The 26,395-nt window shown below is 69.1% G+C and carries 22 protein-coding genes and 2 pseudogenes; 8 read left to right on the top strand and 16 right to left on the bottom strand.

The window, feature by feature from the left end; translation table 11 throughout:
• Positions 1 to 220: 220 nt before the first annotated feature.
• Genes V8Z80_RS02415 through V8Z80_RS02405 form a run of 3 tightly spaced genes read right to left on the bottom strand, consistent with a single transcriptional unit; the run spans position 221 to position 2,400 of the window.
• Positions 221 to 1,222, bottom strand: coding sequence for a FecR family protein (locus tag V8Z80_RS02415; RefSeq protein WP_336060874.1), 1,002 nt, complete (start codon positions 1,220 to 1,222; stop codon positions 221 to 223).
• The gene (locus V8Z80_RS02410) at positions 1,209 to 1,724 is read right to left on the bottom strand and encodes an RNA polymerase sigma factor (RefSeq protein WP_336060873.1); all 516 of its coding nucleotides are present in this window, start codon (positions 1,722 to 1,724) and stop codon (positions 1,209 to 1,211) included. The genes V8Z80_RS02415 and V8Z80_RS02410 overlap by 14 nt, the downstream gene beginning before the upstream one ends.
• Positions 1,725 to 1,737: 13 nt before the next feature.
• Positions 1,738 to 2,400: an STN domain-containing protein gene (locus V8Z80_RS02405; RefSeq protein ID WP_155196514.1), complete on the bottom strand. Its 663-nt coding sequence runs from the start codon at positions 2,398 to 2,400 to the stop codon at positions 1,738 to 1,740.
• 207 nt (positions 2,401 to 2,607) lie between these two features.
• On the opposite strand from V8Z80_RS02405, the gene coaBC reads away from it, so the two are divergent.
• The gene (gene coaBC, locus V8Z80_RS02400) at positions 2,608 to 3,810 is read left to right on the top strand and encodes a bifunctional phosphopantothenoylcysteine decarboxylase/phosphopantothenate--cysteine ligase CoaBC (RefSeq protein WP_155196513.1); all 1,203 of its coding nucleotides are present in this window, start codon (positions 2,608 to 2,610) and stop codon (positions 3,808 to 3,810) included.
• Here coaBC and V8Z80_RS02395 read toward each other — a convergent pair.
• The gene (locus V8Z80_RS02395; protein ID WP_336060872.1) at positions 3,807 to 4,877 is read right to left on the bottom strand and encodes a metal-dependent hydrolase; all 1,071 of its coding nucleotides are present in this window, start codon (positions 4,875 to 4,877) and stop codon (positions 3,807 to 3,809) included. The two genes, coaBC and V8Z80_RS02395, sit on opposite strands and share 4 nt — an antisense overlap.
• A 128-nt stretch (positions 4,878 to 5,005) precedes the next feature.
• Here V8Z80_RS02395 and V8Z80_RS02390 point away from each other — a divergent pair, with 128 nt between their 5' ends.
• From V8Z80_RS02390 to dut, 3 genes are read left to right on the top strand one after another with little or no spacing between them, the layout of a single operon-like run.
• Complete coding sequence (locus tag V8Z80_RS02390; protein WP_155196511.1) at positions 5,006 to 5,647, top strand: DedA family protein; 642 nt, start codon at positions 5,006 to 5,008, stop codon at positions 5,645 to 5,647.
• A 20-nt stretch (positions 5,648 to 5,667) separates the two neighbouring features.
• The gene (locus V8Z80_RS02385) at positions 5,668 to 6,291 is read left to right on the top strand and encodes a hypothetical protein (RefSeq protein ID WP_336060871.1); all 624 of its coding nucleotides are present in this window, start codon (positions 5,668 to 5,670) and stop codon (positions 6,289 to 6,291) included.
• A 22-nt stretch (positions 6,292 to 6,313) separates the two neighbouring features.
• On the top strand, positions 6,314 to 6,763 hold the full coding sequence (gene dut / locus V8Z80_RS02380) for a dUTP diphosphatase (protein WP_336060870.1): 450 nt from the start codon (positions 6,314 to 6,316) through the stop codon (positions 6,761 to 6,763).
• 51 nt (positions 6,764 to 6,814) lie between these two features.
• On the opposite strand, the gene ehuA is transcribed toward dut, so the two are convergent.
• The 5 genes from ehuA to V8Z80_RS02355 form a co-directional block, all read right to left on the bottom strand.
• Positions 6,815 to 7,579, bottom strand: a complete 765-nt coding sequence (ehuA, locus tag V8Z80_RS02375; RefSeq protein WP_155196508.1) for an ectoine/hydroxyectoine ABC transporter ATP-binding protein EhuA — start codon at positions 7,577 to 7,579, stop codon at positions 6,815 to 6,817.
• A gap of 61 nt (positions 7,580 to 7,640) precedes the next feature.
• The gene (ehuD, locus tag V8Z80_RS02370) at positions 7,641 to 8,318 is read right to left on the bottom strand and encodes an ectoine/hydroxyectoine ABC transporter permease subunit EhuD (RefSeq protein WP_155196507.1); all 678 of its coding nucleotides are present in this window, start codon (positions 8,316 to 8,318) and stop codon (positions 7,641 to 7,643) included.
• On the bottom strand, positions 8,315 to 8,959 hold the full coding sequence (gene ehuC, locus V8Z80_RS02365; RefSeq protein ID WP_155196506.1) for an ectoine/hydroxyectoine ABC transporter permease subunit EhuC: 645 nt from the start codon (positions 8,957 to 8,959) through the stop codon (positions 8,315 to 8,317). The genes ehuD and ehuC overlap by 4 nt, the downstream gene beginning before the upstream one ends.
• A 19-nt stretch (positions 8,960 to 8,978) precedes the next feature.
• On the bottom strand, positions 8,979 to 9,893 hold the full coding sequence (gene ehuB, locus V8Z80_RS02360) for an ectoine/hydroxyectoine ABC transporter substrate-binding protein EhuB (protein WP_336060869.1): 915 nt from the start codon (positions 9,891 to 9,893) through the stop codon (positions 8,979 to 8,981).
• A gap of 262 nt (positions 9,894 to 10,155) precedes the next feature.
• Positions 10,156 to 11,316 (bottom strand): ABC transporter substrate-binding protein, encoded by a 1,161-nt coding sequence (locus tag V8Z80_RS02355; RefSeq protein WP_336060868.1) that lies wholly within the window; start codon positions 11,314 to 11,316, stop codon positions 10,156 to 10,158.
• Between the two features lie 222 nt (positions 11,317 to 11,538).
• Here V8Z80_RS02355 and V8Z80_RS02350 point away from each other — a divergent pair, with 222 nt between their 5' ends.
• Positions 11,539 to 11,964 (top strand): OsmC family protein, encoded by a 426-nt coding sequence (locus tag V8Z80_RS02350; RefSeq protein WP_336060867.1) that lies wholly within the window; start codon positions 11,539 to 11,541, stop codon positions 11,962 to 11,964.
• A 65-nt stretch (positions 11,965 to 12,029) separates the two neighbouring features.
• Here V8Z80_RS02350 and V8Z80_RS02345 read toward each other — a convergent pair whose 3' ends face one another.
• A complete protein-coding gene (locus V8Z80_RS02345; RefSeq protein WP_336060866.1) occupies positions 12,030 to 12,773 on the bottom strand; it encodes a GntR family transcriptional regulator in 744 nt (247 codons plus the stop codon).
• A 132-nt stretch (positions 12,774 to 12,905) separates the two neighbouring features.
• On the opposite strand from V8Z80_RS02345, the gene V8Z80_RS02340 reads away from it, so the two are divergent.
• From V8Z80_RS02340 to V8Z80_RS02330, 3 genes are read left to right on the top strand one after another with little or no spacing between them, the layout of a single operon-like run.
• Positions 12,906 to 13,859: a hydroxymethylglutaryl-CoA lyase gene (locus V8Z80_RS02340; RefSeq protein WP_155196501.1), complete on the top strand. Its 954-nt coding sequence runs from the start codon at positions 12,906 to 12,908 to the stop codon at positions 13,857 to 13,859.
• A 30-nt stretch (positions 13,860 to 13,889) separates the two neighbouring features.
• Complete coding sequence (locus tag V8Z80_RS02335; RefSeq protein WP_155196500.1) at positions 13,890 to 14,864, top strand: Bug family tripartite tricarboxylate transporter substrate binding protein; 975 nt, start codon at positions 13,890 to 13,892, stop codon at positions 14,862 to 14,864.
• Positions 14,865 to 14,881: 17 nt separating this feature from the next.
• Positions 14,882 to 16,024: a CaiB/BaiF CoA transferase family protein gene (locus V8Z80_RS02330; RefSeq protein ID WP_155196499.1), complete on the top strand. Its 1,143-nt coding sequence runs from the start codon at positions 14,882 to 14,884 to the stop codon at positions 16,022 to 16,024.
• Here V8Z80_RS02330 and V8Z80_RS20885 read toward each other — a convergent pair.
• From V8Z80_RS20885 to clpA, 6 genes and pseudogenes are all read right to left on the bottom strand, one after another.
• A pseudogene (locus V8Z80_RS20885) lies at positions 16,021 to 16,239 on the bottom strand (hypothetical protein); the annotation flags it as partial. The gene V8Z80_RS02330 and the pseudogene V8Z80_RS20885 overlap by 4 nt on opposite strands.
• Before the next feature lie 83 nt (positions 16,240 to 16,322).
• Positions 16,323 to 19,833, bottom strand: a pseudogene (gene putA, locus V8Z80_RS02325) (trifunctional transcriptional regulator/proline dehydrogenase/L-glutamate gamma-semialdehyde dehydrogenase); the annotation flags it as partial.
• Positions 19,834 to 20,035: 202 nt separating this feature from the next.
• Entirely contained in the window at positions 20,036 to 20,650 is a 615-nt protein-coding gene (locus tag V8Z80_RS02320; RefSeq protein ID WP_336060864.1) for a PqiC family protein, read from the bottom strand.
• Positions 20,647 to 22,317: a PqiB family protein gene (locus V8Z80_RS02315; RefSeq protein ID WP_336060863.1), complete on the bottom strand. Its 1,671-nt coding sequence runs from the start codon at positions 22,315 to 22,317 to the stop codon at positions 20,647 to 20,649. Before V8Z80_RS02315 ends, V8Z80_RS02320 begins: the two co-directional genes overlap by 4 nt.
• Positions 22,304 to 23,671 carry a PqiA/YebS family transporter subunit gene (locus V8Z80_RS02310; protein WP_336060862.1) on the bottom strand — a complete coding sequence of 456 codons (1,368 nt, stop codon included), beginning with the start codon at positions 23,669 to 23,671 and terminating at the stop codon, positions 22,304 to 22,306. The genes V8Z80_RS02315 and V8Z80_RS02310 overlap by 14 nt, the downstream gene beginning before the upstream one ends.
• Positions 23,671 to 25,977, bottom strand: a complete 2,307-nt coding sequence (gene clpA / locus V8Z80_RS02305; RefSeq protein ID WP_336060861.1) for an ATP-dependent Clp protease ATP-binding subunit ClpA — start codon at positions 25,975 to 25,977, stop codon at positions 23,671 to 23,673. The genes V8Z80_RS02310 and clpA overlap by 1 nt, the downstream gene beginning before the upstream one ends.
• Between the last annotated feature and the right edge of the window lie 418 nt (positions 25,978 to 26,395).

Genomic DNA, 26,395 nt, shown 5'->3' with positions numbered 1-26,395 from the left:
GTGCCCCCCGGGACAACCACGGGTCGCCGCTGGGGACGGCGCAGGCGGTGCAAGGAAGGGGCTGAGCGTTCTGGGGTGGGGTGCATGCCGAGTCGATCCTATCTGCTGTCCAGCCATGCGCCGCGTCCGATGCGCGGCAGGCTGCTCAGTAGTTCAGTCGATCTGCCCATCCCTATCAGGACATGAGGGGCCATGAATTTTTCATGACAGCCCAGGATCGCTAGGCAATGATGACGATGCCGTCCGTCAACCGCCGGATCGACGCGCCGAACAAATGGCCGATATGCGCGATGGCCTCATCCAGGGCATCGGTCGAAAAGTGGGCGCTCAGCCGCTGGCCGGCCAAGCTGCCGTTTTGCAGAAAGACATGCCCCGGCCGGTAGCGGTTGATCTGTTCGACCACCTCCGACAGCGGCGCGTTCTCGAACTCCAGCATGCCGCGCCGCCACGCGGCGCTTTCGCGCTGCGTACCGGGCAGCCGCTCGATCCGCTGGGCGTCGTAGCGCAGGCGCTCGCCAGGCCTCAGCGGCATCTCGCCGCCCGGATGCCAGACCATTGCCTGCCCCAGCCCGCAACGCACATGGACCTGCTCGCCGTCCAGGCTGCTGACTTCTATTTCGCCGTCGCGCGTCGATATGCGGCCGCGCCCGGCCTGCAGGACACAGGGCCGGCCCTGCGTGGACAGCACTGCGTCGCCGGACACCAGACGCAGCGCAACGCCCTGCGTCGCGGATTGGGTGCGCAGGCTGGAGCGCGTATTCAGCGCGACCGTCACGCCGGGTTCTATGGATATGTCGCGCCGCTCACCGACCCGGGTGCGGTAGTCCGCGCCCATTTCGGCCCAGGAAGGCCACAAGCCCCAGGGCGGCCGCATGACGGCAACGCCCGCCAGGCCGGCGGCAGCGGCCGCGGTGCCCGCCAGAAACAGGCGCCGTCCCAGGACGGGAGGGCGCGGCGCGGCGGCACCCTGGATACCCGGGACCGGCACGCCCGCCGCAGCCGTGCCGATCTCGCGCCATTCCGTGCAAGCCTGCCGCCAGGCCGCTTCGTGCGCATGGCTGCGTGCGCGCCAGGCGAGGATACGGTCCCTGTCGGCCGTGCCGGGCTTGCCACTGCCGAACTCGCACACCAGGGCGCGCGCCTGCTCCAGCAGCAAGGCCGGTACGCCCTGGCGGCCCGGCGCGGCGCCTCGCCCCCCGGTGTCGGCCTCAGTCGTTTTCATCGTTCAAGGCGCTCGCGCAGAATTTGTGCGCCGCCAGCAGTTCGCGGGCGACCTGGCGCTCCGAAATGCCCCAGCGGCGCGCCACGTCGGCCCGTGTCGTGCCGTGGACCCGCAAGGCCAGCAGGATATCCAGCTGCCTGGCCGGCAATTGCTGCATGACGTCCTGCAGCAGCGCCATGCGCTGGCGGTCCGCCGCGACCTGCGGCGGCGTGGGGGCGGAATCGGGCACGTCCAGGAAATGCGCGATTTCCCCCTCGGACAACTCGCGCGATTCGCCGCGCATGCGGTCGATACCCACGTGCACCGCCGTATTGACCAGGTAGCTCACGGGATGGCGCACGTTTTGCAGGCCGCCTTTGTCTGCCAACCGGACATAAGCCTCGTGCAAGGCATCCTCGGCAGCCTCGGCCGCGCCGCCCAGCCGCCTGGCCACGCTATACCGCAAGGCGCGATAGCGGCTGGAGAACAGCTCGCGCAAGGCCGCAATGCCTTCGTTGCTCACCCGTCTCTCCCGCTCATGCGCACAGCGCCCGCCGCCCGCCGGCCTGCGGCGTCAGCAGCATCGTGACAGGCTGGCCCAGTCCCGCCGGCGGCGCCGGCAGCAATTGACCCGTCAGGGCCGCGCGTACATAAGGCTCTTGCGCGAGCGCATCGACCGCCACCACGGACTGCACGTCGATGGCACGGGCTTGCGTGATGCGGAACTGCAGCACCAGGCGGTAGCTGCCCACGTCGATGCGTTCGTCGGCGCACAGCATCTGCAGCACGCTCAGGCGCAGGCGGCCGTAATAGGCGGCACGCTGCGCCGGCGGGGCCGAAGGCGGGGTGGCCCCGGGCGTCAGGCTGGCCTGGCCGGCACGCACAGGCGCCAGCGAGACCGCGTGCGGGGTAGCGTGCCGCACTGTCAGGCCCGATCCCTTCAGCAGTTGCAGCAAGGCCTGATCGGCACCGTAGCGGCCTACCACGGGCGCCGAGCGCCGCCCTTGCGCGGACGCGGCGGTATAAAGCACCGACCGTCCCGTGTAGGCGGCATAGCGCTGCAGCGCCTGGTGCAAAGGCAAGGAAGGAATGTCGAAATCCCAGGGGCCCTGGCCGGCCGGCATCTCCGAGCGGACCGGCACGGCCGGCGCCGCGTGAACGGCCCGGGCAGGCTGCACCAGCGCAAGCATCAGGGCCATGGCGCACCAAGCATGCACGCGTAGCAACACCGGGGCGCTGCGAAGTATCGAGTCGGCTGGCACACGGAGTAAACGGTAAAGGACCCGTTCGGGTACGGGGAGGAGAGGAGCCGGGGCATCGTACGGGCGCCGCGTGACCGATACGTGACAAGCCCTCTCGTATTGCATTTGGCGCATAATTGGGGCCTGCCACCCCTTCTTTTCCCCATGCAAGACTTCGCCAACAAACGCATCGTCCTGGGCCTGACCGGCGGCATCGCCTGCTACAAGAGCGCCGAGCTGGTCCGCCGGCTGGTCGAACACGGCGCCGCCGTCGACGTGGTCATGACCGAGGCCGCCACCCGCTTCATCACCCCGGTCACGATGCAGGCCCTGTCGGGCCGGCACGTCTGGCTGGACGCCTGGGATGCGCGGCCGGCCAACAACATGGCCCATATCGACCTGACGCGCGGGGCCGACGCCATCCTGGTGGCGCCGGCCTCGGCCGACTTCATGGCCAAGCTGGCCCACGGAATGGCCGACGACCTGCTGTCCACGCTGTGCCTGGCGCGCGCCTGTCCGCTGCTGCTGGCGCCTGCCATGAACCGCGAGATGTGGGGCAACCCGGCCACCCAGCGCAATGCGGCGCAGCTGCGCCAGGACGGCATCGTGCTGCTGGGGCCGGCCGCGGGCGACCAGGCCTGCGGCGAGGTGGGCGACGGCCGCATGATGGAGCCGCTGGACCTGCGCACCGAACTGGCGGCCTATTTCCAGCCCAAGGTGCTGGCCGGGCGCCGCGTGCTGATCACCGCCGGCCCGACCTGCGAGCCCATCGACCCGGTGCGCGTGCTGAGCAACCGCTCCTCGGGCAAGACCGGCTATGCCCTGGCGCGCGCCGCGCGCGAGGCCGGCGCGCAGGTCACGCTGGTTTCCGGCCCCACCGCCCTGCCCGCGCCGCTGGGCGTGCGGCGCATCGACGTGCAGACCGCGCGCCAGATGCACGCGGCGGTCATGCCGCTGGCGGCGCAATCGGACCTGTTCATCGCGGTGGCGGCGGTGGCCGACTGGCACGTCAGCAACGCCAGCGGCCAGAAGGTCAAGAAGAACGCCCATCCGGGCGGCCTGCCGGCGCTGGAATTCGCGGTCAATCCCGACATCCTGGCCGAGGTGGCCGCCCTGCCCGGCGGCCCCTGGTGCGTGGGCTTTGCCGCCGAGACGGAAAACCTGGCCGCCCACGCCGAGGACAAGCGCCGCCGCAAGGGCATCGCGCTGCTGGTGGGCAACCTCGCGCAGGACGTGATGGACGCGGACGACACCGCCCTGGTGCTGTTCGACGCCCAGGGCGCCCATCCCCTGCCCCCGGCCGACAAGCTCAGCGCGGCGCGCCGGCTGGTGGCCGAGATCGCCGCAAGGCTGCCGGGCCGGCGCTAATCGGCCAGGCCGGGCCGGGTGGGCGCGGTGCGCGGCGCGGCGTTGCGCAAGGACCACTGCGGCAGCGGCAAGGGCGGCTCCTGTGCCAGGATGCGCCGGCCCACGGCGCGCAGCTCCTGCTCGCCGCCGCGCGAGCTGGGCCAGCGCTCGGGCAGCACCGGCTGCCACTGCCCGTCGACGCGGCGGGCCATGACGAAGCGGAAGGTGTAGTAGCCCGTCATGCCCATGCGCAGGTCGCTGACCACCAGTTCGTCGCCGATGGCGTCGCGCCGCAGCCAGCCGCCGGAGAACCAGTCCAGGCGGACATACTGCGGGCTATCGAGCAGCGGCACCGCCAGCTCGGGATGCAGCGGCTGGCGCACCATCTCGGGCGGCGCGCGGTCGAACCAGCCGCTGACGGCTTCGTAGTAGCCGTCGCCCTCGCGCGCGACCACGCGCCAGAGCAGGATGTTGAAAGGCATGGGCGCGGAAAACACCTGCTGCACCGGCACGCCCCGCTCGCGCAGCGCCTGGCGCACCCGGTGCTCGGCCAGGCCCTTGCCCGCCAGGCTCAGGCACAGGTACAGCACGCACCAGGCCAGCGCCCACCACAGCGTTTGCCACAGCCGCGAGCGCGGCCCGCCGATGGCGGCCAGGACCACGGCCAGCAGCAGGGGCACGGTAAACCCCGGATCGATGATGAACAGGCTGGACCAGCTCGCTGGCGTCACGGCCAGCGGCCAGAACAGCTGCGTGCCGTAGCTGGTGAAGGCATCGAGGATGGGATGGGTGACCAGCACCAGCCAAAGGGCCATGAACAGCCGGGCGCTGCTGTAGCCGGCATCGGGCCAGCGCTTGCGGATCAGCCAGGTCATCGTGGCGGCCAGGCCGCTGAGCACGAAGACCGAATGCGAAAAACCCCGATGGTAGGTCATGCTCGATACCGGATCGGCGTAGGACATGACCACGTCCATGTCCGGCAAGGTGGCGAGCAAGGCGCCGTAGGCCAGCGCCTTGCGGCCCTGGAAGCGCCCGAGCACGGCGCCTTGCAAGCCGGCGCCCAGCACGGCCTGAGTCAGAGAATCCATGTTTGAAAGTGGCTTGAAAGAATGCGGAGGCGGCAGGCATGCCGTGATGCTGATAGATGCCCGGCCGGACGGCGGGCGGCCGGCCAGGCACGTTAAGATACCGCATCGCAAAAGAGGTTCCGCACGCCATGGATGAATACATCGCCGCCATCGAAGCCTTCCTGAAGGCCAACCAGTTCTGGGCCGGGCCCGTGCTGGCATTGATCACGATGGGCGAGTCGATGCTGGTGATCGGGCTGCTCATTCCCGCCACCGCGCTGCTGCTGATGACCGGCGGGCTGGTGGGCGCCGGCACGCTGCCCATGACGCCCATCCTGCTGTGGGGCATCCTGGGCGCGGTCATCGGCGACGCCTTGTCCTACTGGATCGGCCGCTGGATCGGGCCGCCCATGATGCGGCGCTGGCCGCTGCGCCAGCAACGCAAGGCGGTGGCGCGGGCGCGCCTGTTCTTCTACCGCTATGGTTTCCTGTCCATCCTGGTGGGCCGTTTCCTCGGGCCCATCCGCAGCACCATCCCGACCATCGCCGGCATCATGAAGATGGGCCACGTGCGCTTCCAGATCGCCAACATCCTGTCGGCCATCGTGTGGGTGCCCATGCTGCTGGCTCCCGGCTACCTGGCCGTGCGCAGCGCCGGCGCCATCGGCAGCCACCAGCAAGCCGGCCTGATCGCCGGCTCGGCGCTGTCGGTGGTGGCGGCCATTGCCATCGCCTACGTCGTCCTGCGCAAGCGCCGCGCGCCGGCCGCCCGCAAGCGCCCGCGCGCCTGACTGCGCACAAAGGAGCCACCATGCTGAGAAACGACGAACCCAGGAACGGCGACTACGTCGCCTACGTCGAGGAACTGGCCCGGCGCGGCGCCGCCATCCCCAGCCAGACGCTGCGCGAGCTGGAGTCGGACTCGAGCTGGCGGCGCGCCCTGGGGCCCGATGCGCGCAAGCCGGCCGACACCGCCATCGTCCCGCCCGGCGCGGCCACCGGCTGGGGCGACATGCCAGGCCTGCCCCCGGCCGCGCCGGACGGCCAGGCCGGCACGGCGGCTCGTACCCCGTATACCCCTCCTGCCCCTCCTGCCCCGGCGGCCCCGCGCGGCGCGCCCGGCGAGCAGCCGGCCCGCCCGCGCCATGCCCGGGCCCAGGCCGCCGGGCAGGCACAGGACGGCTCGCAGACCCTTGCCGGGCAAAGCGGCCGGCGCCGACAAGGCCTGGGCCTGCTGGCCATCGGCGCGGTGCTGGCCGCGCTGGCCGTGAACATGCTGCTCGATCCCTATGGCGACCGCATGGGCGGCGCCTTCCTGCTGCTGATGGCCTTCATCTTCACGCGCGCAGGCCTGAAGCAGCGCCGCAAATCCGGCGGCCAGCTGGCCAAGCTGCCGCCGCTCTCGACGATTTCCCAGCGGGACCGGCACGGCTGAACCGCGCCTTCACAAGCTCAACATGAAATCCATAGACCTGAAGATCCTGGACGCGCGGATGCGCGAACACCTGCCCCAATACGCCACGCCCGGCTCGGCCGGCCTGGACCTGCGCGCCTGCCTGGACGAGGCGAGCGAGCTGGCTCCCGGCAGCACGCACCTGGTGCCCACCGGCCTGGCCATCCACATCGCCGATCCGGGCCTGGCCGCCGTCATCCTGCCCCGCTCGGGGCTGGGGCACAAGCACGGCATCGTGCTGGGCAACCTGGTCGGGCTGATCGATTCCGACTACCAGGGCCCGCTGATGGTCTCGGTCTGGAACCGCGGCAGCCAGCCCTTCAAGCTCGAACCGATGGAGCGCCTGGCGCAGCTGGTCTTCGTGCCGGTGGTGCAGGCCGCCTTCAACGTCGTCGAGGAGTTCGCCGCCAGCCACCGGGGCACGGGCGGCTTCGGCAGCACCGGCCGCGGCTGAGCCGGCCGGCGCGCACGCTCCCGTCCCGCGCCCGCAGGTCCGGCCCGGGCCTTACTCCGCCTCGATCACGGCCTGCAGGAACTGCTTGGTGCGCTCCTCCTGGGGCCGGGCGAACAGCTGTTCGGAGGGTGCGTCCTCCACGATGTTGCCCTGGTCGAAGAACAGCGTGCGGTCGGACGAGCGCTCGGCGAACTTCATCTGGTGCGTGACGATGATCATCGTCATCTCGCGCTTGTCGGCCAGGTCTTTCATGATCTGCAGCACGCCGCCCACCAGTTCGGGATCCAGCGCCGAGGTCACCTCGTCAAAGAGCATGATCTCCGGACGCATGGCCAGCGCGCGCGCAATGCCCACGCGCTGTTTCTGGCCGCCCGACAGCTGGGCGGGATAGGCGTCGAACTTGTCGCCCAGCCCCACCAGGTCCAGGTAGTGCCTGCCGCGCTCGGCCGCCTCGTCCTTGGACAGACCCTCGACGTGCACCGGCGCCTCCATCACGTTGCCCAGCGCGGTCATGTGCGGGAACAGGTTGAAGTGCTGGAAGACCATGCCGATCTTGCCCCGCACCTTGCGCACGTGCGAGGCTGGCGCGGGCTTGCCGTCCGGCGTGGTCCACATCGACTCGCCATCGATCTCGATGGTGCCGCCATCGGGCCTGTCCAGCGTCATCAGCAGGCGCAGCAGCGTGGACTTGCCCGAGCCCGAAGGTCCGATCACCGAGACCGTCTGGCCCGCCGGGATCTCCAGGCTGATGCCGCGCAGCACCTCCAGCTCGCCGTAGCGCTTGCGCAGGTCCTGCAGTCGTATGCTCGCGCTCATCGATTTACCCTCCTGTCGCAACGCGACATCCCCGCCCTGCGGGCGCTCGTACAAATTGCGCTCATGCCTTGGCTCCCACGGATTGCAGCCTGGATTCGACCCGGCGCACGCCATAGGCGGCGATCAGGCTCAGGACCAGGAACATCAGGCCCACCAGCGTGATGGGCTCGGTGTAGCGAAAGCTGGTCGAGCTCAGGATCTTGCTTTGCTGCAGCAGCTCGACCACCGTGATGGCCGACAGCAGCGGGGTGTCCTTGAACATCGCCACCAGGTAGTTGCCCAGCGCCGGCACGACCGGCGGGATGGCCTGGGGCAGCACCACGCCCCAGAATGTGCGCCAGGACGACAGGTTCAGCGCGCGCGCCGCCTCGTACTGCCCGCGCGGCACCGCCTCGATGCCGGCCCGATAGACCTCGGCGCAATAGGCCGCATAGTGGATGCCCAGGGCCAGGATGCCGGTGGTCAGCGGCGAGAGCTGCAGGCCCGTGCCGGGCAGCACGTAGAACAGGAAATAGATCTGCACCAGCAAGGGCGTGCTGCGCACGAATTCGATGAAGAACGCCACGGGATAGGACAGCACCGGCCAGGGCGCGCGCCGGCCCATGGCCAGCACCAGCCCCAGGACCACCGCCAGCAGCATGCCCAGCACGGTTGCCTGGATGGTCACCACCAGCGCCGAACCCAGCGTGGGCAGGATGCCCAGCGCATAGTCCCAATCGAAGATCACGTCGTTGTTCATCGTGCGCGGAACCTTCTTTCGAGCAGGCGCATGCCCGCGGTAATGAGCAGCGCCACGCCGAAATACAGGAACAGGATCAGGCCGAAGATCTCCACCGTGCGCAAGGTGTCGTTGCGCAGCAGCTGGCCGCGGAAGGTCAGGTCGCCAATGGTCACCAGCGAGACCAGCGCCGTGTTCTTGAGCAGCTCGATCATCAGGTTGGTGGCCGGCGGCAGCATGGCGGGAATGGCCTGCGGCACCACGATGCGCCGCGTGATCTGCCAGCGCGTCATGTTCAGCGCCAGCGCCGCCTCGCGCTGGCCCCGCGGCACGGCCAGCACCGCCCCGCGCACGACCTCGGCGCCGTAGGCGCCGGCGTTCAGCGCCAGCACCACGATGCCCACCACGATGGCCGGCAGCCGCAGGCCGAACAGGGGCAGCACGTAGAAGAACCAGAACAGCTGCACCAGCGCGGAGGTACCGCGGAACACCTCGACATACACCGAAGCGGGCCAGCGCAGCAGGCGCAGGCGCGAAAGCCTGCCCAGCCCGGCCAGCACGGCCAGCGGCACGGCCAGCGCAATGGCGCCGGCCGTCACCTGCAAGGTGACCATCAGGCCCTCGAGCAGCGGAGGCAGGAGATTGATTTCGCCTTTGTCCATGCGCGGACCCCGGTAGCGCTCAGCCGCCGCACAGCTGGCTGGCGGTCACGTCGCCAGGCAGCTCGCTCTTGGTAAAGCCGAAAGGCTCGACCAGCTTGGCATGCTCGGGAGAGCCGATGAACTCGGCCAGTTCGCGGTCGAAGGCCTGGGCAAAATCGGTATCGCTCTGGCGAAAGGCGAAGGCCCCGTAGCCGCGCACGTCCTGGCCGTCGATCACCGGATCGGTAAACGGCTCGGCCTTCTCCAGGTTCTGGTTGGTGACCTTGGTCATCAGGTCGTTGATGGTCAGCGCCGTGGCCGCGTAGGCGTCGGCCCGCCCGCCTTCGACGCCGGCCAGCGCGCTGACCGCGTCGGGAAACACCACCACCTGCGAGGACGGGATGCCCACCTTCTGCGCATACTCGGCTTCGATGGCGCCGACCACCACGCCCAGCCGGGCGGAGGCATCGTTCTTGACGTCGTCGTAGCTGTGCAGTCCCTTGGGATTGCCCTTCTGCACCAGGAAGCCTTCGCCCACGCCGTAGGTCGGATTGGAGAAGAGCACCTGCTTGCAGCGCTCGGGCGTCACGTACATGCCCGCGGCGACGATATCGAAACGGTTGGCCTGCAGGCCCGGAATCAGCGAGCCGAATTCGGTCAGCACGCCCTCGATTTTTTCCACGCCCATGCGCTTGAGCACCACGCGGGCGATCTCCACCGCTTCGCCGGTCACCTCGTTGGTGGCGCTGTCCAGGTACGCATAGGGCGCTTCGTTGGCATAGCCGATGCGCACGGTGCCCGAGACCTTGACGCGCTCTAGCGTGGATTGCGGCGCGCCGCCGCCCTGGGGCTGTGCCGAAGCGGCCTGGTCGGACGAAGAGTCGGAGCAGCCCGCGAACAGGGCAACCGACAAAGCCAGCGCCGCAAAGCCGGCACCGCGCATGACGTGAGCCATGAAAACCCCCTCTTTCCGTTGTCGTTGAATGACGCGTAGTGGGGAAAATGGTACGTCAGCGTCTTTGGGGCTTTCAAATCAAAGCGTCACAAGACGCGGGCAACAGCCGGCTTCTGCTTACATTTTCAGGAAAACCGGCCGCCCGCATGCGCCACGAAAAAAGGGGCGTATCCGAGCGCCGGCAGGCGCTGCACGCTTGCCGGACGCGTCGAATCATTTTGATACGTTTTTAAACACAATCGCAGGCGGCCCGGCGGCCTTTTCAGTCCCCCGCGTAGGCAAACCGGCCGTCCTTGATCGTGCCCATGACGCGCGCGCGCTCGTCAAAGCCCTGGTGATTCTCGGGCGAGAGATTGAGCACGCCGTTGGGCACGGTCAGGTCGCGCGTCTGCTCGATGGCGCTGCGCAGCGCCTCGCGGAACTCGGGCGTGCCGGGCCTGGCGCCGGTCTGCAGGGCCCGGCGGGCCGCGTCGTCCAGCAGCATCCAGGCGCCATAGGCGTCGCCGGCGAACTGGGTCAGCGTGTTGGCGCCATAGCGCTGCTCGTACTTGTCGGCAAAGGCCACCGCCACCGGCTTGACCGGGTTGTCCTCGGGCAGCTCGCGCGCCACCACGCCAGGCCCGGTGGGAAACAGCGTGCCCTCGACATCCTTGCCGCCGACCTGCAGGAATTCGAGCGTGCCGATGCCGTGGGTCTGGTAGATGGGCTGGCGGTAGCCGCGCTCGACCAGGGTCTTTTGCGGCAGGGCCGCCGGCGTGCCCGAGCCGGCCACCAGGACGGCGTCGGGCCTGGCCGCCATCAGCTTGAGCACCTGTCCCACCACCGATGCATCGGTGCGCTGGAAGCGCTCTTGCGCCACGACCTTGGGATCGCCGCCGGCGGCGGCCTCGAACTCCTTCCACCAGCTGTCGCCGTAGGAGTCGGCAAAGCCGATGAAGCCGACTGTCTTGACGCCGTGCGCGCGCATGTGCTGGACCAGGGCCGAAGCCATCAGCATGTCGTTCTGCGGCATCTTGAACGCCCAGCGGCGCTTGGGATCGGATTGCGGCTCGACGATGACGCCCGAGGCCGCCAGCGCCACCATGGGCGTGCCGGTCTCGGCCAGCACGTCCAGCGCGGCCAGCGCCGAGGCGGTGATGTTGGGGCCGACGATGGCGTCCACCTTGTCCTCGGAGGTGAGCTTGCGGAAATTGCGCACCGCCCGGCTGACATCGGTGCCGTCGTCCAGGATCACGTAGCGCGCCGGCTGGCCGCCCAGGGTGTCCGGCCACAGCCGTATGGCGTTTTGCGACTGGATGCCGATGGCCGCGGCCGGCCCGGTGGTGGACAAGGCCACGCCCACCGTGATCTGGGCGTGGGCGCCGAAGGCCAGGCCCGCGCCAAGCGCGGCACCGGCCAGCAGGCGGGTGGCAAAGGAAGACATGGGAAACCTCGGAATGAACGGAAATGACAGGACGATGGCGCAATCCGCCATTTTGCCTGAAGCCCGCGCAGCCAAGAACGAGAGCCACCCCTGCGCCTGGGCCGGACCGGCGGCAAAAACGTTTTGTAGCCAACAAAAACAGGCGGGCATGGCCGGCGGGCGGATCCGGCAACTACCATTTTCTTCTTCGCGCACCCTTCCCCCACACCCCAGGAGCAAGGCATGAAAAAAACCGCATCCGCCGTCTGGCAAGGCGACCTGAAGACCGGCCAGGGCACCATCTCGACCGAGAGCGGCGCGCTCAAGGAACAGCCCTACGGCTTCAATACCCGCTTCGAGGACCAGCCCGGGACCAATCCGGAAGAGCTGATCGGCGCGGCGCACGCCGGCTGCTTCTCCATGGCGCTCTCGAACATCCTGGGCCAGAAGAACGCCAAGGCCGAACGCATCGACACCCGTGCCGAGGTGACGCTGGAGAAGGCCGAGGGCGGCTTTGCCATCACCGCGGTGCACCTGGTCCTGAGCGCCAAGGTGCCGGGCCTGTCGCAGGCGGATTTCGAGGCGGCCGCCAACGAAGCCAAGACCGGCTGCCCGGTATCCAAGGTGCTTAACGCCAGGATCACGCTCGAAGCCACCTTGCAGCAATAAAGCAATAAGGACGGGCCGCCGGCGGCGGCACAGCCAGGCCCGCCCCGCCCTCGCGGGCTTGCGGGCTATGGCGTGCCGCCTGCGCCGTCGTGCTGCACACGGAACACCGTGTCGTGGCTGAAACGGTCCTGCGGATAAATCCCCACGCTTACACATACCAGGCGGTCCTGCGCATCCAGGAACTGGCGGGTAATGCGCAGGCACGGCATACCCGCCGGCGCGGCAAGCAGACCGGCCACCTCGGCCTGCAGCAAGGCGGGCACGATGCTCTGGCGCACCTCCGCGATGCGCACATCGTATTCACGTTCGATCATCCGGTGCACCGGGTCCGACGACTGGTCGATCCGCGCGACGATGCCGCGATGCTCGGGCCGCAACAGCATCGACACATAGGCCACCGGCCTGTCCTCTTCCGGCACGGCGCGCAGGAAACGGATCTGCACGCACTGCTGCCCCGCCGGCACGCCCAGCTCCTGCTGCATGGCCTGGTCGGCGATGCACTCCTGGCTATCGAGCAGCCGCATGCGGCGCGCCTCGGCGAACTGGATCAGTTCGCGCAAGGTGCCCGTGCCTTGCATCTGCGGGCGGCTGGCCGGCCGGGCCCGCACCACCGTGCCGATACCCGCGCGCGAGACCAGCACGCCCCGCTCCTTGAGGGTGCGCAAGGCCTCGCGCACCGTATGGCGCCCGGCATCGAAACGGCGCTGCAAGGCCTGCTCGGTGGGGATCTTTTCGCCCACGGCGTACTTGCCTTCCTGGATTTCGGCTGCGAGCACGCTGGCGAGCACATCGTGGCGATAAGTCTTCATGGCGATCGAAGCGGACGCTGTGCGGGATGCTAGGGATTATACGGACAGTCGAATGTTTGACATGCCCATGGCGCCTCCCTATTATTCAAACAATCGAATGTTCGAACAAATCAATCCGCACACTGGAAAGCCATGCTTAAGCTCCCCCAAAGCATCAAAGTCGTCGAAGTCGGCCCGCGCGACGGACTGCAAAGCCTGCCCAAATGGATAGACACCGACACCAAGGTCTGGATGGTCGACCGCCTGTCGGCGCTGGGGCTGCCGGTCATCGAGGTAGCCAGCTTCGCGCACCCGAAGGTCGTGCCCAACATGCGCGATGCCGAAGAGGTCTTCGCCCGCATCCAGCGCCGCCCCGGCACGGTCTACCGGGGCCAGGCCCCCAATGTGCGCGGCGCGATGCGCGCGGTGGACGCGGGCGTGGATGAAATGCTGGGCCTGATCTGCGCCACCGAAACCTATACCCGCAAGAACCAGAACATGAGCGTGGACGAAGCCGTGGCGGCCAACATCCGCTCGTTCGAGATCGCCCAGGCCAACGGCATCGCGTTCGTCATGGCCATCGGCATGGCGTTCTGGTGCCCCTACGAAGGCATCGTGCCGGACCAGGCAGTGATCGAGCTGGTCGGACGCTTCCATGCGGCCGGCATGCGGCATATCTACCTGGCCGGCTCGATCGGCATGGAAGACCCCGCGCACGTCGGCCGCCTCTTCGCCAAGCTCTACCAGGCGCATCCCGACCTGGAGCTGGGCTTTCACGTGCACAACCTTTCGGGCATGGCCACGGGCAACATCGTGGCCGCGCTGGACGCGGGCGCGCACTGGCTCGAAGGCGCCATCTGCGGCATCGGCGGGGGCATGGCCATGCCCACCACGATCGGCTCGGTAGGCAACTTCCCGCTGGAAGACATGGTGATGCTGCTCGACGAAATGGGCGTGGCCACCGGGCTGGACCCCGAGGCGGTGATCGCCGCGGCGCAAGAGATCGGCCAGCGCCTGGATATCGACGTGCGCAGCCACCGCGCCAATGGCGCCACACGCGCCAACGTGCTGAAGATGGGCAAGGACAACCCCCACGTACATCCCTAGAACATAAAACCAGACATCAGGAGACAAGCCATGCGTATCGCCACCACCCTTTCGCGCCTGCTGGGCGCCTGCCTGCTCGCCCTGGGCGCGGCCGGCGCCCAGGCCGCCTATCCCGACAAGCCCGTGCGCGTGCTGGTACCCGTGCCGGCCGGCCAGGCCACCGACATCGCCGCGCGCATCGTCGCCGACGGGCTGGCAAAAAAATGGAACGTGCCGGTCTTCGTGGAAAACCGCCCGGGCGGCGCGGCCATCCCGGGCATGGTGGCCGGACGCGACGCCGCGCCGGACGGCTACACGCTCATCCTGGGCACCAGCGCGGCGCTGGTGGTCAATCCCACCCTGTTCAAGAAACTTTCGTATTCACCCACCGAGGATTTCGTGCTGGTGACGCCGCTGTTTCGCAATCCGCTGCTGATCGTGGCCAACGCCGACACGCCCTACAAGACGCTGGATGACCTGGTGCAAGCCGCCCGCAAGGCGCCGGGCGAGATCAACTGGGGCGTGCCCGGCATGGGCAACACGCAGCACCTGACCGGCGAGCTGTTCAAGACCACCGCTGGCATCGATCTTTTCAACATCATTTTCCAGGGCAGCGCCCAGATGGTGACCAACCTGCTGGGCAAACAGGTGACCGTGGGCATCGACAGCATCGCTTCGAGCCTGCCCAACATCCAGGCGGGAAAAATCCGGCCGCTGGCCTTGACCGGCGCCTCGCGCGCGCCCCAGCTGCCGGACGTGCCGACGGTGGCCGAGCTCGGCTATCCGGGCTTCGAAGGCGAAGGCTTTGGCGGCATCATCGTGCCGCGCAACACGCCCGAAGCGATCGTCGAGAAAATCGCCGCCGACGTGCGCGCCGTGCTCACCGACGATGCCGTGGAAAGGAAGTTCCAGGAGGTCGGCATGATCACCTACGACGCCGACCGACAGGCCTGGGCCGAGCACGTGCGCAAGGAGGCCGCGAAATGGGCCGAGGTCGCGCGCCGCGCCGGCATACAACCCCAATGACGCAAGGCGCGACGAAGATGAAACCCCTGAATGGCATTCGCATCGTTTCGATCGAGCAGTTCGGCGCGGCCCCCTATGGCTCGATGTTCCTGGCCGACCTGGGCGCCGAAGTGCTCAAGATCGAGAACCTGGCCGCGGGCGGCGACCCGGCCCGCCACCTCGGCCCCTACTTCCTGGGCGAGAACGACAGCCAGTACTTCCAGACGTGGAACAGCAACAAGCGCAGCGTCGCGCTGGACCTGAAATCGCCCGAGGGCCGCGCGGGCCTGGAGCGCCTGGTGGCCGGGGCCGACGCTGTGATGAACAACCTGCGCGGGGACAAGGCCGCGCCGGCGGGCCTGGACTATGCGAGCCTGTCGCGCATCAAGCCGTCCATCGTATGCCTGCACCTGTCGGCGTACGGGCGCGACAATTCGCGCGCTTCCTGGCCTGGCTACGACTACCTGATGCAGGCCGAATCGGGCCTGATGGACCTGACCGGGGATCCGGACCGCGCGCCCGCCCGCATGGGCGCGCCCTCCATCATCGACCATGCCACGGGACTGACGGCCATGGTGGGGCTGCTATCGGGCATCATCCAGGCCCGCAGCACAGGCATCGGCTGCGACGTGGACACCTGCCTGTTCGACGTGGCGCTGCACCAGCTCGGCTATTCGGCCACCTGGTACCTGAACGAAGGGCACAAGGCCACGCGCCAGACGCGCAGCTCGCATTTCGCCGTCACGCCGGTGCAGACCTTCCCGACCCGGGACGGCTGGATATTCATCATGTGCATGACCGACCGGTTCTGGCAGGCGCTGGTCCAGCGGCTGGACAACCCGGACATCGGCCGCGACCCGCGCTTTGCCGAAGCGGCCTCGCGCACCGCCCACCGGGCGGCGCTGACCGAGCTGCTCGATGCCGACTTCCGCCGGCACGATACGGACTACTGGATGCGCACGCTGGGCGGGGTCCTGCCCATCGCACCGGTGCTGGACATCGGCCAGGCGCTGGACAATCCCTTCCTGCAGGAAAGCGCCATGATCGGCACGATGGACCATCCCGCGCGCCCGGGGCTGCGCCTTTTGGCCAACCCCATCAAGATCAACGGCCAGCGCCTGGCGCAATCGCCCTGCCCGGCGGCCGGCGCCGACACCGGGCAGGCGCTGGGCTGCCGCTAGCCGATGGTCATCAGGCTGGCATTGCCGCCCGCGGCCGCCGTGTTGACGCTGAGCGAGCGCTCGGCCAGCAGGCGCTCCATGACATAGCGCTCGCCGGCCTCCAGCGCCGCGGCGCTGAGCCCCTGCACCGAGACCACCGCGCCCTCGCGGGCGGCCACCCGGCGATTGAGCGCGAGCAAGGCATCGCCATCGCCCTCGAACAGCACCGCATGGTATTGCGCCGTCTCGATCTGCGCATCGCCGATGAACGCGGGCGGCTCGCCCAGCCCCTGCGCGAACTGGCGGGCCGCCGGCGTATCCAGGAACAGCGCGCGGTTGCCGCTGGCCTGGACGGCCTGCATCTGGGCTTGCGCGCCCAGCGGCGTGCCTGCCACGCACAGCACCGTGCCGCGCGGCAGCAGCGTCCAGGTGTTGGCCTCGCCGGTAGGCCCGGGCAGCGCCACGGTCCAGGGCGGCTGCGTGCCCAGGCCCTTGATGGGCGGCAGCCCGGCCGGGCGCTTGGCCAGCAGGCGCAACAGATACAGCGGGCCGCCTGCCTTGGGGCCGGTGCCCGACAAGCCTTCGCCGCCGAAGGGCTGCACGCCCACCACCGCGCCGATGACGTTGCGGTTGACGTAGAGGTTGCCGGCATGCACCCGGCTGGTGACCTGCGCGATGGTCTCGTCGATGCGCGTATGCACGCCGAAGGTCAGGCCATAGCCGGTGGCGTTGATCTGGTCGATCAGGCCGTCCAGTTCCTCGCGCTTGTAGCGGATCACGTGCAGCACGGGGCCGAAGACCTCGCGTTCGAGCGCCTGCAGGCTGTCCAGCTCGATAAGCGTGGGCGCCACGAAGGTGCCCAGCCGGCATTCGGCCGGCAGCTCGACCTGCTCGACCTTGCAGCCGGCGCCGTGCAGGCGCTGGACATGCCGCTCGATGGTTTCCTTGGCTTCGGCGTCGATCACCGGCCCCACGTCCGTGGAAAGCCGGTCGGGATTGCCGACCGACAGCTCGCGCAGCGCGCCGCGCAGCATCTGCAGCGTGCGCTCGGCCGCCTCTTCCTGCAGGCACAGCACGCGCAGCGCCGAGCAGCGCTGGCCGGCCGAATCGAAGGCCGAGGCCAGCACGTCGAACACCACCTGCTCGGCCAGGGCCGAGGAGTCGACCACCATGGCGTTCTGTCCGCCGGTCTCGGCGATCAGCGGAATGGGATGGCCCTCGTCGTCCAGCCGCTCGGCCAGCTGGCGCGCGATCAGGCGCGCCACTTCGGTGGAACCGGTGAACATCACGGCGCGCACCCGCACATCGGCGACCAGCTGCGCGCCGACGGTCTCGCCGCGGCCGGGCAGCAATTGCACCGCCCCGCGCGGCACGCCGCAGGCGTGCAGGATGGCCACGGCTTGCGCCGCGATCAGCGGCGTCTGCTCGGCCGGCTTGGCCAGCACCGTGTTGCCGGCGGCCAGCGCGGCCGCGACCTGGCCGGTGAAAATGGCCAGCGGGAAATTCCAGGGGCTGATGCACAGCACCGGTCCCAGCGGGCGATGGGTGTCGTTGGAGAAATCGCGCTCGATCTGCAGGGCGTAATAGCGCAGGAAATCGACCGCTTCGCGCACTTCGGCGATGGCGTTGGGCAGGGACTTGCCGGCCTCGCGCACGATCAGCCCCAGCAGCGGCTGCATCTGCTCCTCGAGCATCTGCGCGGCGCGGCGCAGGCAAAGCGCCCGCTCGGCCACCGGCGTGGATTGCCAGATCGGCGCGGCGCGGCTGGCCGCCCGCAAGGCTTGCTCCACGTCCTGGGCGTCGGCCTGGACCACCTGTCCCACCACGTCGCGATGGTCGGCCGGATTGCGCACCGGCTGCGCGCGCTCGGCGGGATATGTCCGGCCGTCCTCATCGAGCATGGGCTCGGCGCGCCATTGGGTGGCCGCGCTGGCCAAGAGCGCCGAGGACAGCGAGGCCAGCCGCTGTTCGTTGGACAAGTCCAGCCCCGCCGAATTGGCGCGCTTCTCGCCGGCCGATTCGTAGAGATCGCGCGGCAGCGGGATCTTCTCGTGGGGCGCGCCCAGCGGCTGCACGCGCGCGGCCCGCTCGACCGGATCGGCCACCAGGTCCTCGACCTTGACGTCCTCGTCGCCGATCAGGTTGACGAAGGAGGTGTTGGCGCCGTTCTCCAGCAGGCGCCGCACCAGGTAGGCCAGCAGCGTCTCGTGCGTGCCCACCGGCGCATAGACGCGGCAGGGCCGGTTGAGCTTGCCCTGCGAAACCGGGCCGGTCACTTCCTCGTACAAGGGCTCGCCCATGCCGTGCAGGCATTGGAACTCGTACTGGCCGGGGTAGTAGTTCTGCCCGGCCATCACATAGATGGCCGCCAGCGTCTGCGCGTTATGGGTGGCGAACTGCGGGAACACGGCCTCGGGCGCGGCCAGCAGCTTGCGCGCGCAGGCCAGGTACGAGACGTCGGTGTAGATCTTGCGGGTGTATACCGGATAGCCTTCCAGGCCCTCCTGCTGGGCCCGCTTGATCTCGCTGTCCCAATAGGCGCCCTTGACCAGGCGCACCATCAGCCGGTGCCGGGTGCGGCGCGCCAGGTCGATCACGTAGTCGATGACATAGGGCGCGCGCTTCTGGTAGGCCTGGATGACAAAGCCGATGCCGTTCCAGCCCTCCAGTTCGGCGTCGCTGCACAGGGCCTCGAGCAGGTCCAGCGAAATCTCGAGCCGGTCGGCCTCCTCGGCGTCGATGTTCAGGCCGATATCGTAGCGCCGGGCCAGGCGCGCCAGCGCGGCCACGCGCGGCAACAGCTCGGTCATGACGCGCTCGTGCTGGGCGCGGCTGTAGCGCGGATGCAGCGCGCTGAGCTTGATCGAGATGCCAGGCCCTTCGTAGATGCCGCGCCCGTGCGAGGCCTTGCCGATGGCATGGATGGCCTGCACGTAGGCGTCGTAATAGCGCTGGGCGTCCTCGGCGGTGGTGGCCGCCTCGCCCAGCATGTCGTAGGAATAACGGAACCCCTTGGCTTCGTACTTGCGGCTGTTGGCCAGCGCCTCGGAAATGGTCTCGCCGGTGACGAACTGCTCGCCCATCATGCGCATGGCCATGTCCACGCCCTTGCGGATCAGCGGCTCGCCGCCCTTGCCGATCAGGCGGGTGATGGCGCGCGAGAGCGACTGCTCGCTGCTGGTCGAGACCAGCTTGCCCGTCAGCAGCAGGCCCCAGGCCGCCGCATTGACGAACATCGACGAGGAATGGCCCACATGGGCATGCCAGTCGCCCCGGCTGATCTTGTCGCGGATCAGCGCATCGCGCGTGGCGCGGTCGGGGATGCGCAACAGGGCTTCGGCCAGGCACATCAGCGCCACGCCCTCCTGGCTGGAGAGCGAGAACTCCTGGATCAGGGCCTCGACCCCGCCGCCGCAGCGCTTGCCGCGCAGGGCGTGCACCAGCTTGGCCGCCAGGGCCTGGGCGCGCTCGCTCTGGGCGGCCCGCGCCTGGCCGATCAGCAGCGGCACGCACTCCTGCTCGGGACGGCGATAGGCCGCGGTGATGGCCGCGCGCAGCACCGACTGCGGCGCCACGCTCTGGGCGAACTCCAGGAAGGGCTGCGGCTGGGCCGGCGCTTCCGCTTCGGTGGGCGGCTCATCGGGTTGCACCTCGGTGCGGGACAGGTGCGCCAGCTCGGCCGGCACGCGGCCCTGCTCGACCTGTTCCAGGTAGGCCAGCACCGCCTGCTTGATGAACCAGTGGGGCGTGCGCCCCAGCTGCTCCGCCGCCGCGCGCAGCCTGGCGCGCAATGCCTCGTCGACCTTCACTCCCAGCGTGGTACTGGCCATGTCATGTTCCGCCTTGAAAAAATGTTCCCGCGCCGCGCCTTCGGCTTGCCGGCCCCGAACGGGGCCGGTTGCGCCCGGGCAGCCCGGTGGCAAAAAGGGGCTGGCGCCCCCGTATCCTTTACGGATTATGACAGGCGGTGCTACCGACAATGATAGGGGTTTACCCTAAATTTAATAACGGTTGCACCTTTACGACGGAAGCTCAGTCGGGGCAGCGCGGCCGGCTGCCCGGCGGCCCGGCCAGGATCTGCGCAATGGCGCCGGCCAGCGCCTGGATGTTTTGCTGATGCCCCTGCACAGCGGCCGCGGTGCCCGGGCCCACCCCGTGCCGCAGGCGGCTGCGGCACACCGGGGTCGCCAGCCCGTCCGGCGCCAGCCGGGCGCGCCAGACGGCATCGAGCTCGACGGATTCGCCGGCCACCGTCTCGAAACGCTGCACATCCACCAGTATCCGCCACACCGGGGCGTCGGCCTGCGCCCGCAGGCCCTGGACCGCGGGCACGCCCAGGCGCGCCGACAGGGCCTGCGACAGGGCGCCCCGGAACTCGTCGGGCAGCGGCCCGACCCAGCGGTGGCCGTCCAGCGAGCGGACCTGGCCCGCCCCGGTCCGCACCACCAGCTGCGGCAGGTCGATCTGCGGCGGCACGTTGACGGCCAGCACCTCGATCAGCGGCTGGCCGGCGAACGGCTGGGCGCCGGCGGCCTCGCCCTGGGCCGGCGTCAGCGTGTAGTAGCTCACGGGGTCCGAGGCGCAGGCGGCCAGGGCCAGCACGGCCGCGCCGGGCAGCAGGCGCAGGATACGGGTGGTGTTCTTCAAGGTCCGCCTCCAGGCAGGTTGTCGAATGCGCGTCCGCGTATAAGCATCTCGGGATTGGCCTGCAGGCTGTCGCTCAGGATCCGCAGCGACCGGGCCGCGCGCGTGAGCTCCTGCAGGGCGCGGTCCAGGTTGACCGGCATGGACGAGTCGGCCGACAGCAGGTTGTCGACCTCGGCCAGGGACTCGCGCGCCTGCCTGAGCGTGGCCTTCATCTCGGGGGCCAGCTCCTTGTCCAGGCGCGCCAGCAGGCGGTTGGTGTTCTGCAGGGTGGCGCGCAGGTCCTGGCCGATCTTGTCGAAAGGCACCTGCTCGATCTTCTCGACGATGTTGCTCAGCTGTTGCTGCAACTGGTCGAAATTGCCGCGCATGGTGGGCAGGGCCAGCGGCTCGGTGGTGGGATCGAAGTCCTCATGCGGCGCGGCGCGGGGAAAGAAGTCCAGCGCCACGTAAAGCTGCCCGGTCAGCAGGTTGCCCGTGCGCAGCTGAGCGCGCAAGCCGTTGCGCACCATCGGCGCCAGCACCTGCCCGGGCGAGCGTCCCGGGTCGCGCTGGCGCATTTCCTCGTACACCGGCCCCAGCCGCTGGGGATAGAGGTCGGCGTCGACCTGCGCGTAGAAACGCTTGGCCTGCGCATCGAAGCCCAGGCGGACCGCCGTCACATGGCCGATGTCTATGCCGCGAAAGTCCACCGGCGCCTCGGGCGCCAGCCCGCGCACGGATTGGTCAAAGCGCATGCGCACGCGCAGGGGCGCGCCATCGGGCTCGGCGCGGGCCGAGGACTCGTCCTCGTACAGCTTGAACTTGCTATTGGGCGCCGCCCGCCCCTGCCGGCTTGGCGTGATGGTCTCGAAGGCCACGCCGCCGGCGGCCAGCGAGATCAGCGACTGGGTGCGCAGGCTCAGCCCGGCCGCGTTCAGCGACAGGTCGATCCCGCTGGCGTTCCAAAAGCGCGTGCCTTCGGTGACGAAGGCATCGTTGGGCGCGTCCACAAAAACCTGCAGGTTCACCGCCCGGCCGCTTTCGTCCAGCTGGTAGCCGATGACGCGGCCGACCTGGATCTGGCGGTAATAGACGGGCGAGCCGATGTCCAGCGACCCCAGGTTGTCGGCCTGCAGGGTGTAGCGGGTGCCCGGGCGGTCGCTGGTGACTTCGGGCGGCGTCTCCAGGCCGACGAATTCGGTCACCGTCTCGGCCCCTTCCTCGGGCGTGCTCACGTCCATGCCGATGTAGGCGCCCGACAGCAGCGTGCCCAGCCCGGACACGCCGCTCACGCCCAGGCGCGGGCGCACCACCCAGAACCGGGTGCCCTCGCGGGCCAGGCTGGCGGCATCGCGCGTGAGCTGGGCCCGCACCAGCACCTTGGAGCGGTCCTCGCTGAGCTGGATGTTCGAGACGGTGCCGATCACCACGTCCTTGTAGCGCACCTGCGTCTTGCCGATTTCCAGTCCTTCGGCGGTCTGGAAGCTGATGGTGATTTCCGGGCCGGTCTGCAGCCAGGTACGCACCACCATCGACAGGCCGACCAGGGCGGCCACCAGGGGCACCACCCAGACCCACGAGATGCGCGAGCTGCGCCGGCGGTTCACCGTGGGGCCGTTGCCGCGCGGGGCGGGCGCAGCGGCGCCTGCCTGGGCATCGCCAGCCGCGGGCGGATCATGTTCGGCCATCGAGCGCTTCCTTGTGTCCAATGCCGCGCGGCGCGGCGGATTGCGAGCCCAGGTCCAGTTCGTCCACGGCGGCGTCCCAGGCACGCCTCGGATCGTAGCTCATGGCCGCCAGCATGGTCAGCAGCACCACCAGCCCGAACGCGGCCGCCCCCGAGCCGGCGTGGATCTGCGACAGCCCCGGAAAGTCGGCCAGCGCCGAGAGCAGCACCACCACAAAAACGTCCAGCATGGACCATTGGCCGATGAATTCGACGGTTTCGTAGAGCCGCGTGCGGGCCCGCAGGTTTTCGGTGCTGTCGCGCTGGGCGGCGACCAGCAGCGCAGCCAGCGCCAGCAGCTTGGTCAAGGGCACCACCACGCTGGCGATGAAGACGATGACGGCCACGTCCATCGAGCCGGCCCGCCACAGGTCCACCACCCCGCCCATGATGGTATGGGTGGTGGTGCCGCCGAACAGCGTGGTGACGTGCATGACCGGCAGCAGGTTGGCCGGCACGTAGAGAATGGCCGCGGCCGCGATCAGCGCCCAGGTGCGCCCGACGTGGTCGGGCTTGCGAAAGCGCACCGGCGCGCGGCAGCGCAGGCAGCCCACCGCCTTCTCGCCCACCGGCACTGCCTGCACCAGGCCGCAGACCGCGCAGCCGGTCAGCGCCTCGCCCTCGCCCGCATGCGGCTCTGGGTGGGCCACCAGCCCCTGGTCGTGCGCATGCCTCCACAGCACGCGTGCGTCGATGCGCCGCAACAGGGTCAGCAGCACCATCAGCGCGGCAAAGGCGTAAAGCCCGGCGCCGGCCTGGATGGCGGCCATGTCGGCCAGCTTGATGACCGCCACCAGCGCGCCCAGCAAAAATACCTGCACCATGCACCAGGGAGAGACCGCATGGATGAAGCGCGTGGCCAGGACAAAGCCCGGCGCCAGGCGATTCTGCGACAAGGGGATGAGCACCCACAAGGTGGCGGCCAGCAGCATGAAGGGCAGCACGAACCCGGCCAGCAGCGACATCAGCGCCACCGCCTCGTAGCCCTGGCGCCAGGTCACGCCCACGGCCTGCAGCAAGGTGGCGCTGCGCGCCATGCCCGACACCCGCATGACGGCCACCGGATACAGGTTGGCCAGCACGAACACCATCAGCCCGGCCAGCGACAGGGCCAGCCAGGTCTGCACCGGGAAGTTGTCGTGCTTGCAGAGTTCGGCGCGGCACAAGGGACAGCTGGCCGTCTCGTCGACGGCCAGCTTGAACGGCCCGTAGATGGCGCCGCAACGGTCGCAGGCCACCCGCTCGACATGGAAAGCATGCCGGCGCGCAAGCTTGTCCGCCGGCGATCCGTCCTGCCCGCTGTCGGCGGCCCGCATCAGTCGACCAGTTCGACTTCCTGCCGCCGGTCCTTGTCCTTGGACTTGCCCGAACCTTCGCCGTACGTGAGCTGGATGGCCTCGTTCTCGTCGATGTCCACCGCCACCGAGCCGCCGTCGACCAGCTTGCCGAACAGCAGCTCGTCGGCCAGGGCGCGCCGGATGGTGTCCTGGATCAGGCGCTGCATGGGACGCGCGCCCATCAGGGGATCGAAGCCCTTCTTGGCCAGGTGCTCGCGCAGCGCATCGGAGAACGAAGCTTCCACGCGCTTCTCGTGCAGCTGGTCTTCCAGCTGCATGAGGAACTTGTCCACCACGCGCAGGATGACCTCGCGGCTGAGCGGCGCAAAAGAGATGATCGCATCGAGCCGGTTGCGGAACTCGGGAGTGAACATGCGCCGGATCTCGGCCATCTCGTCGCCCGTGCTGCGCGAGTTGGCAAAGCCGATGGAAGGCTTGCTCAAGGCCTCGGCGCCCGCGTTGGTCGTCATGATGAGGATGACGTTGCGCAGGTCGGTCTTGCGGCCGTTGTTGTCGGTGAGCGTGCCGTGGTCCATCACCTGCAGCAGGATGTTGAACACGTCCGGATGCGCCTTCTCGATCTCGTCGAGCAGCAGCACGCAATGGGGCTGCTTGGCCACCGCCTCGGTGAGCAGGCCGCCCTGGTCGAAGCCGACATAGCCCGGCGGCGCGCCGATCAGCCGCGAGACCGCATGGCGCTCCATGTATTCGGACATGTCAAAGCGCAGCAGCTCGACCCCCAGCGTGAAGGCCAGCTGGCGCGCCACTTCGGTCTTGCCCACGCCGGTCGGGCCGGAGAACAGGAAGGAGCCGATCGGGCGCTCGGGCTTGCCCAGGCCCGAGCGGGCCATCTTGATCGCCGAGGCCAGCGCCTCGATGGCCGGATCCTGGCCGAACACCACCGTCTTGAGGTCGCGCTCGAGCGTGGCCAGGCGGTTGCGGTCGTCGGTGGAGACCGATTGCGGCGGGATGCGGGCGATCTTGGCGACGATGCTTTCGATCTCGCCCTTGCCGATGACCTTCTTTTGCCGCGAGCGCGGCAGCAGGCGCTGCGCCGCGCCGGCCTCGTCGATCACGTCGATGGCCTTGTCCGGCAGATGGCGGTCGGTGATGTGGCGCGCCGACAGCTCGGCCGCCGCCGTCAGCGCGGCCGCCGAGTAGCGCACGCTGTGGTGGGTCTCGAAGCGGGCCTTCAGGCCGCGCAGGATCTGGATGGTCTGCTCGACGCTGGGCTCGGCCACGTCCACCTTCTGGAAGCGGCGCGAGAGCGCCGAATCCTTCTCGAACACGCCGCGGTATTCGGTATAGGTGGTCGCGCCGATGCACTTGAGCTGGCCCGAGGACAGCGCCGGCTTGAGCAGGTTGGATGCGTCCAGCGTGCCGCCCGAGGCCGAGCCGGCCCCGATCAGCGTGTGGATCTCGTCGATGAACAGCACCGCGTTGGGATTGGCGCGCAACTGCTTGAGCACGGCCTTCAGGCGCTGCTCGAAGTCGCCGCGGTACTTGGTGCCGGCCAGCAGCGCGCCGATGTCCAGCGCATAGACCTGCGCCTCGGCCAGGATCTCGGGCACGTCGCCGCGGGTGATGCGCCAGGCCAGGCCTTCGGCGATGGCGGTCTTGCCCACGCCGGCCTCGCCCACCAGCAGCGGGTTGTTCTTGCGGCGCCGGCACAGCACCTGGATGACGCGCTCGACTTCCTGGTCGCGCCCGATGAGCGGATCGATGCGGCCCGACAAGGCGGCGGCGTTCAGGTCCTGCGCGTACTGGTCCAGCGCCGACTGGCGGCTTTCGCCCGGCTCTTCGGGCGGGGGCGGCTCCTTGGGCGTGGTGTTGCTCTCGACCTGCGTCTGCTTGGTGATGCCATGCGACAGGAAGTTGACCACGTCCAGCCGGGTCACGCCCTGCTGCTGCAGGTAATAGACGGCGTGCGAATCCTTCTCGCCGAAGATGGCCACCAGGACGTTGGCGCCGGTGACGGGCTTCTTGCTGGCGCCGCCGGAAGAAACATGCATGATGGCGCGCTGGATCACGCGCTGAAAGCCCAGCGTGGGCTGCGTGTCGACCTCGGCGCCGCTGGGGATGACCGGCGTGTTCTCGGTCACGAACTGGCGCAGGTTGCGGCGCAGCTCGTCCAGGTTGGCGGCGCAGGCACGCAAGACCTCGGCCGCCGAGGCGTTGTCCAGCAACGACAGCAACAGGTGCTCGACCGTGATGAATTCGTGGCGGGCCGAGCGGGCCTCGACGAACGCCATGTGCAGACTGACTTCAAGCTCTTGGGAAATCACGCTTCCTCCGTCTTCATCGAAGCGGACATAACCTACTTCAGTGAGAGATATTCTATGCCGTTCGCGGCACAACGCCAGCGATTTGGCAACTTGGCCCCGCCCGCGGCCCCGCCTGTCGTCACGGCCGCAACACGTGGCCGGCGCCGGGCGGCCGCGGCCCCGCATGCCTGCCATGACGGGACCGTCCGGCAGGCGCCGAGTTCCCGGCCCGTCCGGCGGCGGCCTGGCAACCGCTGGCGCGCCGGCCGCTGTCGCCACCGCGCTGCAACCAGCATACGCCCGAACGCGGGGGGCTGCTGTGTCGCCAGGTATCCAGGGACAAACAGGAGGGAACAGGAAGGAACGCCCCGCCCGCAGGACGGCGGGGGGCGGCGAAATTCTGTAACAAGGGCGCCTGGCCCGCCCCGCATGCCTTCAA

The organism is Orrella sp. JC864, assembly GCF_037026685.1.
Classification (GTDB): domain Bacteria; phylum Pseudomonadota; class Gammaproteobacteria; order Burkholderiales; family Burkholderiaceae_B; genus Orrella.
The sequence above is the reverse complement of the archived record's forward strand: the minus strand, read 5'-3'. Positions and strand labels throughout refer to the sequence as shown.